This is a genomic window from Enterococcus sp. 3G1_DIV0629 (genome assembly GCF_002141285.1).
In the GTDB taxonomy this organism is placed as follows: Bacteria; Bacillota; Bacilli; order Lactobacillales; family Enterococcaceae; genus Enterococcus_B; species Enterococcus_B lactis.
The window spans coordinates 645,448-659,198 of the sequence record NZ_NGLI01000002.1 but is presented as its reverse complement, the minus strand read 5'-3'; the positions used below and the strand labels follow the sequence as shown (position 1 = coordinate 659,198).

15 protein-coding genes are annotated in these 13,751 nt (G+C 40.1%); 1 reads left to right on the top strand and 14 read right to left on the bottom strand.

Going from position 1 to position 13,751, the window contains the following annotated elements; all coding sequences use genetic code 11:
- Nucleotides 1-69: 69 nt before the first annotated feature.
- From recA to yfmF, 6 genes are all read right to left on the bottom strand, one after another.
- Nucleotides 70-1,119 carry a recombinase RecA gene (recA, locus tag A5816_RS11965; RefSeq protein WP_002293077.1) on the bottom strand — a complete coding sequence of 350 codons (1,050 nt, stop codon included), beginning with the start codon at nt 1,117-1,119 and terminating at the stop codon, nt 70-72.
- A gap of 108 nt (nt 1,120-1,227) precedes the next feature.
- Nucleotides 1,228-2,469: a competence/damage-inducible protein A gene (locus A5816_RS11960; protein WP_086311418.1), complete on the bottom strand. Its 1,242-nt coding sequence runs from the start codon at nt 2,467-2,469 to the stop codon at nt 1,228-1,230.
- Between the two features lie 170 nt (nt 2,470-2,639).
- The gene (pgsA, locus tag A5816_RS11955) at nt 2,640-3,218 is read right to left on the bottom strand and encodes a CDP-diacylglycerol--glycerol-3-phosphate 3-phosphatidyltransferase (protein WP_002310442.1); all 579 of its coding nucleotides are present in this window, start codon (nt 3,216-3,218) and stop codon (nt 2,640-2,642) included.
- Between the two features lie 208 nt (nt 3,219-3,426).
- On the bottom strand, nt 3,427-4,350 hold the full coding sequence (locus A5816_RS11945) for a RodZ domain-containing protein (RefSeq protein ID WP_179189720.1): 924 nt from the start codon (nt 4,348-4,350) through the stop codon (nt 3,427-3,429).
- Nucleotides 4,351-5,086: 736 nt separating this feature from the next.
- Complete coding sequence (yfmH, locus tag A5816_RS11940) at nt 5,087-6,373, bottom strand: EF-P 5-aminopentanol modification-associated protein YfmH (protein ID WP_086311416.1); 1,287 nt, start codon at nt 6,371-6,373, stop codon at nt 5,087-5,089.
- Nucleotides 6,366-7,634, bottom strand: a complete 1,269-nt coding sequence (gene yfmF / locus A5816_RS11935) for an EF-P 5-aminopentanol modification-associated protein YfmF (RefSeq protein WP_086311415.1) — start codon at nt 7,632-7,634, stop codon at nt 6,366-6,368. The genes yfmH and yfmF overlap by 8 nt, the downstream gene beginning before the upstream one ends.
- A gap of 248 nt (nt 7,635-7,882) precedes the next feature.
- On the opposite strand from yfmF, the gene mscL reads away from it, so the two are divergent.
- Nucleotides 7,883-8,344 carry a large conductance mechanosensitive channel protein MscL gene (gene mscL / locus A5816_RS11930; RefSeq protein ID WP_010733126.1) on the top strand — a complete coding sequence of 154 codons (462 nt, stop codon included), beginning with the start codon at nt 7,883-7,885 and terminating at the stop codon, nt 8,342-8,344.
- A 57-nt stretch (nt 8,345-8,401) separates the two neighbouring features.
- Here the strand turns inward: mscL and A5816_RS11925 are convergent, their stop codons facing one another.
- The 8 genes from A5816_RS11925 to epsC all read right to left on the bottom strand — a co-directional run bounded on the left by A5816_RS11925 (nt 8,402) and on the right by epsC (nt 13,680).
- Complete coding sequence (locus A5816_RS11925; protein WP_086311414.1) at nt 8,402-8,848, bottom strand: GNAT family N-acetyltransferase; 447 nt, start codon at nt 8,846-8,848, stop codon at nt 8,402-8,404.
- Nucleotides 8,849-8,940: 92 nt separating this feature from the next.
- Nucleotides 8,941-9,186 carry a Veg family protein gene (locus A5816_RS11920; protein ID WP_002287434.1) on the bottom strand — a complete coding sequence of 82 codons (246 nt, stop codon included), beginning with the start codon at nt 9,184-9,186 and terminating at the stop codon, nt 8,941-8,943.
- 114 nt (nt 9,187-9,300) lie between these two features.
- Entirely contained in the window at nt 9,301-9,879 is a 579-nt protein-coding gene (locus tag A5816_RS11915; protein ID WP_002293088.1) for a sigma-70 family RNA polymerase sigma factor, read from the bottom strand.
- A 76-nt stretch (nt 9,880-9,955) separates the two neighbouring features.
- Nucleotides 9,956-10,486 (bottom strand): NYN domain-containing protein, encoded by a 531-nt coding sequence (locus tag A5816_RS11910; protein WP_002293089.1) that lies wholly within the window; start codon nt 10,484-10,486, stop codon nt 9,956-9,958.
- Between the two features lie 3 nt (nt 10,487-10,489).
- Complete coding sequence (gene rlmB, locus A5816_RS11905) at nt 10,490-11,350, bottom strand: 23S rRNA (guanosine(2251)-2'-O)-methyltransferase RlmB (RefSeq protein WP_086311413.1); 861 nt, start codon at nt 11,348-11,350, stop codon at nt 10,490-10,492.
- Nucleotides 11,343-11,738, bottom strand: coding sequence for a Mini-ribonuclease 3 (locus A5816_RS11900; RefSeq protein ID WP_086311412.1), 396 nt, complete (start codon nt 11,736-11,738; stop codon nt 11,343-11,345). Before A5816_RS11900 ends, rlmB begins: the two co-directional genes overlap by 8 nt.
- A complete protein-coding gene (cysS, locus tag A5816_RS11895; protein WP_086311411.1) occupies nt 11,735-13,147 on the bottom strand; it encodes a cysteine--tRNA ligase in 1,413 nt (470 codons plus the stop codon). Before cysS ends, A5816_RS11900 begins: the two co-directional genes overlap by 4 nt.
- Complete coding sequence (epsC, locus tag A5816_RS11890) at nt 13,144-13,680, bottom strand: serine O-acetyltransferase EpsC (protein WP_002293094.1); 537 nt, start codon at nt 13,678-13,680, stop codon at nt 13,144-13,146. Before epsC ends, cysS begins: the two co-directional genes overlap by 4 nt.
- Nucleotides 13,681-13,751: the final 71 nt, after the last annotated feature.

Below are 13,751 nucleotides of genomic sequence, written 5' to 3'. Positions count from 1 at the left end.
CAATAAAAAAACGGCAGGTCAAGGAGAGTATCTACTCTTCAGACCAGCCGTTTTTATTTATGTTGTTTATTATTCTTCTTCTAAAGGTAATTCTTCTTGGCCTTTTGTATCTTCTGGGACAGCCACTTCTTCACCAATGCCATAAGCTGCTCTAACTAGAGCAGAAACTTCTGCCATCATTTCAGGATGATTAGCCATATAGATTTTAGCGTTTTCCCGTCCTTGACCAATCCGATCTTCTTTATAAGAATACCAAGCACCGCTTTTATCAACGATGTCTTTTTCTACTGCCATGTCTAGAAGTTCTCCTTCTTGTGAGATCCCTAAACCATACATGACATCTACTTCAGCGATTTTGAAAGGAGGTGCTACTTTGTTTTTTACGACTTTGATCTTTGTACGGTTACCAACAATATCTGTTCCTTGTTTCAATTGTTCTGCACGACGTACTTCTAAACGGATCGTTGCGTAGAATTTCAATGCGCGTCCTCCAGGAGTGATTTCTGGATTCCCAAACATCACGCCTACTTTTTCACGGATTTGGTTGATGAAAATAGCGATTGTTTTTGTTTTGTTGATCGAACCAGAGAGTTTACGCAATGCTTGAGACATCAAACGTGCTTGTAACCCGACATGTGAGTCACCCATTTCGCCGTCGATTTCTGCTCGTGGAACTAAAGCAGCAACTGAATCGACTACTACGATATCCACAGCCCCACTTGATACTAAAGCATCAGCGATCTCCAGACCTTGTTCTCCTGTGTCAGGCTGTGAAAGAAGTAGTTCATCGATATTCACGCCTAATTTTTGTGCATATTGCGGATCTAACGCATGCTCAGCATCAATGAAAGCGGCCGTTCCGCCATTTTTTTGTACTTCTGCAATAGCGTGTAGCGCCACTGTTGTTTTACCTGAACTTTCAGGTCCATATACTTCGATGATACGTCCACGGGGGTAACCGCCGACACCTAAAGCGACATCTAACGCAAGAGAGCCACTTGGAATTGTAGAGATTTGTTGGTCGATTTTTTCGCCCAATTTCATAATAGAGCCTTTACCATAGCTCTTTTCAATTTTTTTCAGTGCAGCATCTAAGGCTGCTTTACGATCATCTGCCAATACGATAATCCTCCTTATATTTACAAATCAGAGCAACATTTCATTATCCTTATCATATCGTTTTTAGTAATAAAAAGCAAGAAAAAACCGAACAAATATTCGCATTTATCATTTTCTTAAAAGCTGTTTTCTCAAAAGATCAAATCCTTGCATAACCGCATTATATCTGATAGCCGCACGGTCTCTGGCAAAATGATATTTTTCTGAAACCACGCCATCTTTAGATGAAATAGCGATCCATACTGTTCCTGCAGGGTGACCTTCTAACGTGTCCGGTCCAGCCACTCCGGTGAAAGCTACACTGTAATCTGTTCTTGCTATCTCACGTGCTTGAATGGCCATCTGCTCCACACATTCTTTGCTGACTGTTCCATATTCTGCTAATAGCTCCGGATCAATCTCCAGAAAACCAGCTTTTGTTTGGAGCGAGTAGGTAACGAAGCCGCCTGGAAATACTTCAGATACACCAGCAATATCGCCCAATGCGGCTTGGAAGGCACCGGCTGTCAAGCTTTCCGCCGCTGTTACAGTCTGCTTGTTTTCTTTCAGCAGTTCCACTACGACTTTTGCTAACGAATTATCATCGCCATATCCATAAAAATATTCTCCTACTCGTTCTTGAATCTTTTCTTCCAATGCTAAAAGAGCTTGATTTCCTGCCTGAACATCCTTTGTTTTCACTGTTAGACGCAATGTCACTTCATTTGGTTTGGCATAAGGAGCGATCGTTGGATTGATCTGTGTCTCGATTAGATCTTTTAGTTCAGTGACCAGTCGCGATTCACCAATCCCATAAAAGCGCAAAACTTTAGAAATCAGTTTTTCTTCAGAAGGAAAACGTTCCTCTAGTAAAGGACGTACTTGTTCCACAAACATTGGTTTCAACTCATTAGGCGGACCGGGAAGAAGGATATATGCATGTGTATCTGTTTGATAAAAAGTCCCTAAAGCAAGCCCTGTACGATTTGGTAGAGGAACCCCGCCTTCGATGATTTGGGACTGTTGCAGATTGTTTTTGGTCATTTTTCGATGGGTTGTTTCAAAATATGCCAATAATTTTTTGTATCCTTCCGTATTTTGTATGAGAGACTTACCGAGGTGAGCCGCAGTTGCTTCTTTTGTCAGGTCATCTTCTGTCGGTCCTAATCCGCCACATAAGAGTATGAGTTTACTTCTTGTTTCAGCTAGAGCAATCAACTCTTCTAAACGCTGCTGATTATCTCCTACGACTGTCTGATAATAAACTTCGATACCTAGATCAGCTAGCTGTTCTGACAAGAAAGTGGCATTCGTATTCACGACTTGTCCTAGTAAAAGTTCTGTTCCGACAGCTATTATTTCTGCTTTCATTACTTCCCGCTCCCTTATATAGTATACGCTGTACTTATATATTTTTTTATTTAAAAAGAGGGCAAGGCTGATCCATGGACCAGCCTCTCCCCAGTTCTTTTTTCATTATATGATCAAATTATTTTCGCTTTATCAAGAACCGACGAATCTGACCATCCACAAAACAATACCTACATTGATCCTTTGAACACGCCGCTATTTTTGATGAAGTAATCCGCACCTGAATAGATAGTAAAGATCAGACAAGCATAAAGCATGATTTGGTCTACTGGAATACTAATCAGATTGAATGGGATATTATTGATAAACAGCAAGATAATAGCAACCATTTGTGTAGCCGTCTTGACTTTTCCCGGCCAAGCAGCAGCCATGACTTCTCCATGTTCGACAAGTAGTAAACGTAAGCCTGTGACGGCTAATTCGCGGCAGACAATAATCGCGACTACCCAACCTGGGGCCTTTCCTTGGTCAACCAACATGATAAAAGCGGTCATAACTAGCATTTTATCTGCCAGTGGGTCCGCAAATTTGCCAAAGTTAGTGACAAGACCTCGTGCACGGGCAATTTTTCCGTCTAACCAGTCTGTGATGCTGGCTAATGCAAAAATAACTGCGCCTACTAGCTGTGTGACAGCCAGTGTGGTGTCCCCTACGTTAAGTTGTCCCCAATCTAACGGTAATCCTACAACCAAAATGAAAATCGGGATCATACAAATTCTAAGTACAGTTAATTTATTTGGTAAATTCACATTATCGACTCCTTTCTTCCCTATTCTACGTGACTATCCGCGAAGTTTCCACCGATATTATTTACTTTTCCGAACGAATTTATTCAACGGAGCATTTTTATTGAAACTGATCTTTTGGAAATAACGAAGAAGGACCGCGACACAGATTTGTCACGATCCTTCTTTTTTATGCCTACAAGTAAATAGATGAATAAACTCATTTGTACGATCACTCTGCGTATTGGAGAGTCAGGTTCACATTTTTAGGACTCTGATTGTTTTCCCCTGGATTAACTGGTACGGATTCTCCATTCGCTTTGATCGTCGCATTGCTTGCTGCACCGATCGTAATAGTCGCATTGGCCGCTGTTTCCGGTAACACGGTTCTTTGTGTTTCATTTGCTGCCAGTGTTCCTTGATAAACATAAGCATTGTCTACTAGCACACCGATCCACACACGATTGACAGCGGTAAACTCAAGAGTGACAGGCTTGGTAGCATCTGTAATATTTACTGCGATGGCACTGCCGGAATCCTCTCCTGCAGCTATTGCCATTTTCTTTTCTTCACTTGATTCTGTTGTTGACTCTACTGTAGAAGACTCTTGGGTCTGCGTGCTTTTCTCTGAGGAAGAGGACTCCTCGACTGATCCTTCTACTTTGAGCGAAGAAGCTGTATCGCCGATTATTGGATCAGCTTGACGATCTTGCCAAGTCATATAGCCTACGACAACGACGATCGCCAAAGCGACCAATCCTAATAAAATGACAGGAAGACTTGTCCAAAAACGACTTGGATGCGATTCTTCTTGATGTATTGCTTTTCTGGAAGTACTTACTGTTTCAGGCTGCGGACGTTCAGGGACCGATCCTGTCAATTTGCTTTTTCCATCAAAAACATCGACTAAATGGTCTCCATCTTCTCCTACAGCTTCAGCGTATTGCCTAATAAACGCCCGTACGTAAAACTTACCAGGCAATTGATCAAAATCATCATTGTCGATTGCTTCCAAATAACGTTTTTGAATTTTTGTAATCTGCTGTAATTCATCTAAAGATATCTTTTTATTCAGGCGTGCTTGCCGTAATTTTTCTCCGATGGTTTCAAAAGCCACTCGTTCATCTTCTCCAGTCTGTTTGATTCTCCGAAGCATCTGCTGTTGCAACGAAAGACGTTATGTTTGGGGGCTGTGACAAAAGTCGTGTCACAGCTCCTTTTTCCGTATAAACGGCGTTCTCCTGCCAACTCCTCGGTCACAAGCCACAATATCCATAAAACATGAGCAGCTGTTTTGTGAACTTGTTCCTTGTGACTCGGAGCTGAACGGCAGGCTCACGACCTCTTTCTTAAACGGTGTTCAATCAGCTGACCCTCGGCATTAGCTCAACAAACGGCAAAATATGAGGAACTATTTTTCCGTTTGTTTCTCTAATACTCAGATCAGAACGCTGATTTCACAACCTCTTCCTTAAACGGTGTTCAAAAGCTTGCATCTGCGGTAATAAGCCCAACCAAACGAAAAATAGGAGGAGCTATTTTTATTTGGCTGTTCTTATTACTTGATGCATAACAGCTTTTTCACAACCTCTTGGTACACGGTGTTCCAGAAGTAGCTTCTTCGGCAATAAGCCGAAATATCACAAAAATTTGAGAAGCAATTTTCGTAAATTCCTTCTTATTTCTTGAAGCTGACCACTTCTGTCACAACCTCTTTGATTACTTCTTTTGATTTTATTTTAATATAAGTTGATTAAAAGAGAGCATGATTTGTTTTATTTTCTCATTAATATTTCCAACACATCTAAGAATACCACAAAAGCTGGTTTTGGAGGAGGTTCCTGCTACAAGTCTAAAACGAAATTTAAGACTTTTCTCCATAAAATACTGGTTTATTTTGGTCTCATATAAAACTCACTGAAGGCCTCTTCACTTATAAATGCTTCTCCAGCTGCCAGTACGTCTTTCATTTGGATCGAATCGATGATTTCAGGAAGATCAAATAATGTTCGATCACCAAATAAACTTTGCGTAAATTGATTAGCAATATATTCGATTGAATTCAATGATTGGAAATATTGTCCAAGCATTTTCTTCTTCAGCAAATCGAGATTCATTTCTGACACTTCAGGATCATCAGCGAATCCAAGAATGATTTCTTTGACTTTTTCTGCTGCTTTCTCTGGTTCATCCGTATCTCCGCTGAAGTCCGCAAAGTGAAATTCACGATCCAAGCTGAATTCAAAACCAAAGCTGTCATCGATAATTCCTTGGTTGTACATAGCTAGATAGTTTCGAGAAGTATTACCTAAAATCATTTGGAACAACAGATTGATAGCTGTTTTATAACGTAGTAGTTCTGTTCCTTCTTGCGGCAATGTATCTAATCCTTTAATACCAAGTACAAATTTATCTCGTGTAATGGCTGCTTCTAATGCACTTTGTTTGATGATTTCTTTTGTGTTTTCTGGGAAATAACGTACAATTTCTTGCTTTGGCGGGAAATTTTTTGCTTCTTGGTTTTCCCGAATAAGTTTCATCAATTTCTCAGGCTCCATCTTACCAACTACAAATAAAACCATATTGCTTGGCTGATAAAACGTCTGATAGCACGTATACAAGTCTTGAGCTGTAATTTTGTCGATACTTTCAACCGTGCCCGCAATATCGATATGCAACGGGTGTGTAGGATACAAGTTATTTAGTATACCAAAAAACATCCGCCAGTTAGGGTCGTCTTCATACATTTGGATTTCCTGACCGATGATTCCTTTTTCCTTGTTTACAGTTTCTTCTGTAAAGTAAGGTGCTTGTACGAAGTCAATCAGGGTCGTCAGATTCTTTTCTACCTGATCAGTCGTAGAGAACAGGTAACTAGTTTTCGTGAAACTCGTGAAAGCATTAGCGGAAGCACCTTGCTGTCCAAATAATTGAAAGACATCACCGTCTTCTTTTTCAAACAGCTTGTGTTCTAAGAAATGAGCGATGCCATCTGGGACTTTCACTTTTTCTTTTTCACCATAGGGAATAAATTCGTTATCGATCGAACCATAATTCGTACTGAACAAACCATATGTCTTGTGATAGTCGTTTTTAGGTAACAAATACACGGTCAAACCGTTTGGCAGTACTTCATGATAAAGCGTTTCATTGATTTGCTCATATTCTGTTTTATTCATTTGCATTTCCTCCTGCTAAAAAGAAGATTGCTTGCAATTCGATTTGCTCAGCTACTTGTTGTATCTCTTTGATCGTTACACTCTCCATACGTTTCAACCATTCTTCATCAGATAATTTTGTTTCCGGCAGCCAACTGTCCAAAAAAGAAGCTTCGATTGCCGCTTGCGGAGAGTCTAGAGAAAGCAGGTATTGGTTTCTTAGCATCGCTTTTGTCTGAGCTAGTTCCAAATCTGTTATTTCACCGTTTCGCAAGCTTTCTAATTGCTCGTGAATCAGGCGAAGTACTTGATTTCGGTTTTTTTCATCGATACCGGTCTGGACACTCATGAACCCTCGGAATGTATCCACACTGCTAGAGGCATAATAAGCTAGACTTTCTTTCTCTCTCACATTCATGAACAGTTTGGAGTGAGGAAACCCGCCAAATAAACCGTTGAAGACCATTAGCGCAAAACGTTCTGGCTCATCATAATATACATTTGTCTGATAAGCTAGATTCAGCTTTGCTTGAACGATTGGCTCACGGACTTGCCGTTCCTTGACGATATTCACTTGAGGCTGAGTATAAAACAATTCTGGATGTGCTGTTTCACGCGGCTCAAATGGTAATTGCCCAACAGCTTCGGCTGCTTTGTCCGGATCAACATCGCCGACAACAAAAATGTCAATTTGATCGTTTGCCATCATTTCTTGATAGTAAGCCGCTAGCGAACGAGCAGTGATCTTGTCTAGTTCTTCCACTACGCCTAAACTTGGGATTTTTTGTTCCGGGCTGTTTTCAAAATAAAGTTCTTGCAGTGCATAGGAAGCAAAAGTTTGTTTATCTTCCTTCAAACTTTCCAAATAGAGACGCAGATTGTTCTTTTCCAAGTCAAACGTCAACTGATCAAACTGTTGATTTTTGATATTTGGATAAAATAAAACCTCTTTAAAAAAATCCACCGCTTGAGAGAAAAGGTTCGGATCATTGACATATTCGCCGTTCACAAAGCTGATTCCTGCGTTTAGCCAATGCAAGTTCCCTTTTTTTCTTACTGATAGTCCGAAGCTTGCACCATAAAGCTCAGCAAGTTTCGCACTTAACTTTGTCTGATCCGGATAATTCAAACTATTTGTTTCCAGCATACTGCTGAGTAGTGAACGTTTTGTAATGACTTCTTGTTGCAGACGTGCAGTAAAACGGATAAAAATCCGAATCGTTTTGTATTGTTTTGTTGGTAAGACATGAAGATTCACGCCTTCTGCCAATTGATACACCATATTTATATGCTCCTTTTCATAGATGATTGCCCCTTACTCTTTTAGTAGGACAATCGGCTTTTTTACTTATGCATCTGCTTGAATATATAAGTTCAGGCAATTCGCCGATTTTTCTAAATGATGTTACACTTTATAGTATAGCATAGAAGTTTTTTATCAAAAGGGACAGACAGCTAAAAGCGTATATCGTTTTTTTATTTTTTATTTTTCGATATACTAAAGACATACAAAAGAAGGGAGGGTCATTCATGATCAAAGAATTCAGAGAGTTCATCATGCGTGGAGATGTCTTGGATCTTGCTGTCGGTGTTGTTATCGGGAGTGCGTTTACAAGTATCGTAAACCAAGTGGTGCAAGGATTAATCACTCCGCTAATTGGTTGGATTGTCGCTATGATCACAGGAACTTCTGATTTAGAAGGAGCACTTTCAATTCTTGACTGGTCGCCGACAAAAGGTGTCACATTTGCGTTTGGTAACGTTATTAGTGCTATCATTACATTCCTGATTACTGGTTTTGTCTTATTCTTAGTTGTCAAAGCGGCAAACCGTGCGAAGAATTTACGCGCCAAAGAAGCAGAAGAAGAAGTGGAAGAAACACCTACCGCAGAAGATTATCTTAGTGACATACGCGATCTTCTTGCCAAACAAGTGGCAGAAGACAATACGCATCCGGTAGAGCAAACAAATCTTTCAGATACTTCTAAATAATGAAGAATCTAAAAAAAGAAAGCCGATTTTCAGTGTCGGCTTTCTTTTTTCAGATTCTTAACTTGTTACCTGTTCTTTTTTCATGTCGATATGCGGAATATCATCTTCCAAATACACATCTGTGATTGCCTTGAATCCAAACGACTCATAAAAGGCCTGTAGATATTCTTGTGCACCGATCACAATTGGTTTTTCTGGAAATTTTTTCTGGATCATGTTGATCGTTTCTTGGACAATCTTTCTTCCTAAGCCGTCTTTACGGTTATTCTGATGAACAAGAACACGACCAAAATGGATGCTCTCTGCTTCTTCATATACCCGCGTGTAGGCAAGGATCTTCCCATCAGTATCTTGGAAATACGTATGCCAAGCTTGTCCATCGATGTCATCAACTTCTTGATAAGGACACTGCTGTTCCACAACAAAGACTGCAATCCGTTCTTTGACGATTGCATAAAACTCTGCTGTCGACAATTCTTCAAATTTCTTTACCTGATATTCCACTAAGTAAACGCCTCCTACTTTTTTATTATTAGCATACCGATTCATACACAAAAAAGCAAACGAACCTTACGAATCTCAGGCTCGTTTGCTTTTTAAACTGCTTCAGTTAAAAATTCGATCTCAACTGTCCGAGTAAGTACATCTGAATAGCTGTAAGATACTCGTTCAAAAGAATTTTCTTCAGGATCCAAGTCAACAACGAATACTGAAGGATAGGTTTCTGTTAAAACGCCGCGGCGTTCTGTTTGACGCTTTCTTCCTGTCTGAGCAACCAACATGATTGGGCTGCCGATACGACCTTCTAAATCTTTCTTGATTGAAGCTAAAGTTGTTGGCATACAGTTCACCTCTACTACCAACTATACCACATATTTTTAAAATTTTCAAGTTTACCATAAAAAAAAAAGAAATGCAATAAAAATAAATAAGAAGCTCATTAAGATTTTTCTAAATTATTCCTCATTATAAAATTTCAAGTGTTTTTTTATTTTGAGTTTTACCCTTCCATATGCACTCATCACTTGCTTGTGATCCATTGACAAACATTCAGCCATCTCCGCAAAATCAACCCCTTGCATGTAATAATGAAAAATTTGTGCTTCTTTTTTTGAAAATCGGATCTCGCAATTTTCGATTGCTTCTTTTAATAAAAGATGCTGAATCGCTAAAGGTTCCTGCAAGGTGATCTCTGCTAAAAAATCTGGTCCTTCTGTCTCTATTTTTTGGTCGATCGAGACTTCGTCTTTTTGGTCACGGCGCTTCAGCGCGTTCTGTTTTCTCAATAAAGAATAAATTTGATTGCTTATGATACTTTTATAATAACTTCCAAAGCTAACTCCTTTGCTTTTTTCGTAAGTTCTCAATGCCTGATATAAAGCGATCCTCGCTTCTTGTTCCCAATCCTCAGTAACATAATTTCTTAAATAATAGGTGTTTTTCAAACGTAGTAAGAGTGGAAAATATTTTTGATACAGGGCAGCAAATGCTTCTTCGTCACCATTACGTGCAGCGCGCAATAACTCCTCAGACATAAAATAATTCCTCCATAAATTCGTTTATGGAGGAATCTTATCATCAATGATTCATCGAACTGATTAGAACGATATGTTATTTATTTTTTCTCATTAAATCGTCCAATTTTTGGGACAATTTTTTTAACTGCTCTTCATTCCACGGAGAATTACGTCGGAAATCAACAAAATGCATATCTTTATTTTCTTGGGCTATTGTTTTTTCCGTTTTTTTAATCGTTTTATATAATTCATAAGCAGAAGTTCGCAACGCCCCCTGAGAAAAAATCATCCACTGTTCTGCTAGATCGCTTGTCGCCACTGTTACTTGCGTCAAACGATCATTCAGCTGCCCAGCGATTCTCTCGATATAACTGTCAGCCGTTTCATCTTCTTTCGTAAAAACAACATCCAATTGATATTTCCTATAATTTTGCTGGATGCCCGGTACTAATTGAGCATCGAAAACAACGATGACTTCCAGTCCTTCATATTTCGCATAATTTGATAAACGATGCAAAAGAGCTTCTCTTGCATCTGCCATTTTGTCCTGCTTTTTAAGCTGGACCAGTTCCGGCCACGAACCGATCATGTTGTAGCCATCTACAATCAACAGCTGTTTTTTCATGACCTACTCCCCCTGACGTTGGGAAAAAGCTTGATACATCAGCAATCCAGCGGCAACACTGGCATTTAAACTTTGGACGTGCCCAGTCATTGGAATCGTCAGTAATTCATCCATTTCTTTTTTCAATCCTGGACTCATTCCTTTGCCTTCATTACCAATGACTAAAGCAATGGATCCTTTGGCATTCCATTTTTGAAAGTTTGTGCCGGTCATATCTGTGCCAAATACCCAAAATCCTGTCTCTTTGAGCTGTTGCACAGCTTGTACCAAATTCGTCACACGTGCAACAGGCACATATTCTACTGCACCAGTGGAAGTCTTTGTTACGATAGGCGTGATTCCAACTGCTCGGTGTTTTGGTATGATCACACCATCGACGCCACTTGCGTCTGCTGTCCGTAAAATCGACCCAAAATTGTGTGGATCTTCGATGCTATCCAAAATCAAAAAGAAGGGGTCTTCTTTTTTCTCTTTTGCTCGTTCAATCAGTTGGTCAAGGGATAAATATTCATAAGGTGTAATCGCAAGAACGACTCCTTGATGCACGCCATGATCGCTCAAAGTTTCTAATTTTTGTTTAGGGACCCATTTGACCGGTACAGCTTGCTCACGTGCGATTTCTTTCAGTTCTTCTACTTTTTCTCCTCGTGAATCTTCTTGAAGAAAGAGTTTATTCCCTCGCCCTTGTTGTAGCGCTTCTACAGCGGCATGGTGTCCAAAGACGAAATTATCTTCTAATGCTTCTTCGTTTTGATCAGAAACAGACTGATTTCGTCCAGTTTGCTTTTTATTTGGATATCTATTTTGTTTTTTGTCTTCAAAACCACGTTTCGATTGATGTTTGTTTGTTCTTTCTTTACTCATTTTTTTCACCAACTTTCTGAATACACCAGCGGATCAATTCTTCCATCCGCTCGGTTTGTTTTGTCAAATGCAGATAGCCCATTAGTGCTTCGAACCCTGTTGCGACCCGGTAAGTCGTAACATCAGCATTTTTTGCACTCGTATGGCTTTTGGCATTTCTTCCTCTGCGATAATAAAGCTCTTCTTCTTCTGTCAAAAGATGTTCCTCCAACATTTGCTGAATCAAAAAAGCTTGTGCATTCGCAGAAACATAATTCGTTGCCGCACGATGCAGCTTATTGGGTTTTGTTTCTCCTTGATCGATCAGGTGGTCACGAACATAGATTTCGTAAATCGCATCTCCCACGTAAGCCAAGGCTAAACCGTTCAATTGTGTGTAATCTCTCATGCTTCTCTTCTCCATCGGGTTCCTTGGGGTGTATCTTCTAATAAGATCCCTTTTTCTTTCAACAAATCACGGATTTCGTCGCTTCGGGCAAAATCACGATTGCTTCTTGCTTGATTTCGTTCTTCGATCAATTGTTCAATCTCTTCATCCAATAATTCTTCTGCTGTAAATAAAATACCGAAGATCGAAAGCCATTGCGAGAATAAAGCTTCTCCCTGTGCCAAGACAGCGGCAGAAACTTCCAGCTGGTCTAGATAAGTGTTCAGCCATTTAGCAAGCTCATAGACCACTGTGATCCCATTTGCTGCATTAAAATCATCATCCATTTCTTCGATGAATCGCTGTTCCAAATTTTCTAACAAAGTGATTTTATCTGCATCATCTGCCAAATTCTCTGAGGCAGTTTCTTGGCGGAATTTCAAATTGTCAAACGTATTCTTCAGTCGTTGTAAATTGGTGGCTGCTTCTTTCATCGTCGTTTCACTGTAACGGATCGGACGACGGTATTGTGTGGTCGCCATGAAGAAACGCAAGACTTGTGGATCAACGTTTTGGATCATTTCATGTACAGTGATGAAATTCCCTAGAGATTTACTCATTTTTTCATCGTCTTCGCCAATCGTTACATAGCCATTGTGCATCCAGTAATTAGCGAATTTTTTCCCTGTTTTCGCTTCACTTTGTGCGATTTCATTTTCGTGATGAGGAAATTCCAAATCTTGCCCACCACCATGGATATCGATCGTTTCGCCTAAATGTTTTGTTGCCATGACGGAACATTCGATATGCCAACCGGGACGTCCTTTGCCCCATGGTGAATCCCAAGAAATCTCGCCAGGTTTTGCTTGTTTCCATAAAGCAAAATCTAATGGGTCTTCTTTTTGCTGCTGTTCTTCCCCTGTACGCTGACTTGCGCCGACTTCCAATTCATCGATGGATTGGTCACTTAATTTCCCATATTTTTCAAATTTACGGGTACGGTAATACACATCACCTGAAGATTCATAAGCATAGCCTTTTTCAACCAACACTTGAATAAATGCTAAAATATCTGGCATATGGTCCATGACTCTTGGATGCAGTGTAGCAGGCTCGACATTCAACGCTTTCGTATCTTCTTCAAATGCTCGGATGAAACGATCAGCGACTTCTGGTGCTGTGATGCCTAATTCGTTTGCTGTACGGATGATTTTATCGTCTACATCCGTGAAATTCGATACGAAATCGACTTTATAGCCTCGATATTCAAAATAGCGTCGAATCGTATCGAAAGCAATGGTGCTACGAGCATTTCCGATATGGATATAATTATACACAGTCGGTCCGCAGACATACATACCGACATGTCCCTTTTGTATAGGGATGAATTCTTCTTTTTTTCTGGTCAATGTATTGTAGATTTTTATCATTCTGATCTCCTCACTTTTTCTCCTTTGATTCGAACGACTTTTGCTGGTACTCCTACTGCTGTAGCGTCGTCTGGAACATCTTTCAACACAACGGCACCTGCACCGATTTTTGCGTTTTTTCCGATCGTTACCGGTCCTAATATCTGCGCATTCGCAGAGAGCATGGCTCCTTGTTTGACCGTTGGGTGTCTTTTACCTGTTTCTTTTCCCGTACCGCCTAATGTTACGCCATGGAACAAAATCACATCATCCTCGATTTCTGCAGTTTCGCCAATGACGATCCCCATTCCATGGTCGATGAACACACCTGTTCCAATCGTTGCTCCTGGATGGATTTCAACACCTGTCAGGAATCGCCAAAATTGAGCATTGATCTTCGCCAATAAAAAGAGGCGATGCTGATATAAAAAATGAGAGAAACGATGCCAAAACAAAGCATGAAAACCAGGATAGGTCAAAACGATCTCCGCTGTCGAACGTGCAGCCGGATCGTTTCTCTTTGCTGCATCAATCGCTCGGGCAAACCAACTCATGACTTTCCACTCCTTTCGTAAGTATTTTATGTAGGAAAACAGCTTCTTATAAAGAAAAGAAGCGCCTTTTA

What these genes read in the sequence shown, in the direction of transcription:
- A5816_RS11945 (WP_179189720.1), bottom strand. Translation starts at nt 4,350, where the DNA reads ATGCTTCGGAGAATCAAACAGACTGGAGAAGATGAACGAGTGGCTTTT.
- yfmF (WP_086311415.1), bottom strand. Translation starts at nt 7,634, where the DNA reads ATGGTGTATCAATTGGCAGAAGGCGTGAATCTTCATGTCTTACCAACA.
- A5816_RS11960 (WP_086311418.1), bottom strand. Translation starts at nt 2,469, where the DNA reads ATGAAAGCAGAAATAATAGCTGTCGGAACAGAACTTTTACTAGGACAA.
- epsC (WP_002293094.1), bottom strand. Translation starts at nt 13,680, where the DNA reads ATGAGTTGGTTTGCCCGAGCGATTGATGCAGCAAAGAGAAACGATCCG.
- yfmH (WP_086311416.1), bottom strand. Translation starts at nt 6,373, where the DNA reads ATGAATAAAACAGAATATGAGCAAATCAATGAAACGCTTTATCATGAA.
- A5816_RS11900 (WP_086311412.1), bottom strand. Translation starts at nt 11,738, where the DNA reads ATGAGAGATTACACACAATTGAACGGTTTAGCCTTGGCTTACGTGGGA.
- A5816_RS11915 (WP_002293088.1), bottom strand. Translation starts at nt 9,879, where the DNA reads ATGTCTGAGGAGTTATTGCGCGCTGCACGTAATGGTGACGAAGAAGCA.
- mscL (WP_010733126.1), top strand. Translation starts at nt 7,883, where the DNA reads ATGATCAAAGAATTCAGAGAGTTCATCATGCGTGGAGATGTCTTGGAT.
- A5816_RS11920 (WP_002287434.1), bottom strand. Translation starts at nt 9,186, where the DNA reads ATGCCAACAACTTTAGCTTCAATCAAGAAAGATTTAGAAGGTCGTATC.
- rlmB (WP_086311413.1), bottom strand. Translation starts at nt 11,350, where the DNA reads ATGAGTAAAGAAAGAACAAACAAACATCAATCGAAACGTGGTTTTGAA.
- cysS (WP_086311411.1), bottom strand. Translation starts at nt 13,147, where the DNA reads ATGATAAAAATCTACAATACATTGACCAGAAAAAAAGAAGAATTCATC.
- A5816_RS11910 (WP_002293089.1), bottom strand. Translation starts at nt 10,486, where the DNA reads ATGAAAAAACAGCTGTTGATTGTAGATGGCTACAACATGATCGGTTCG.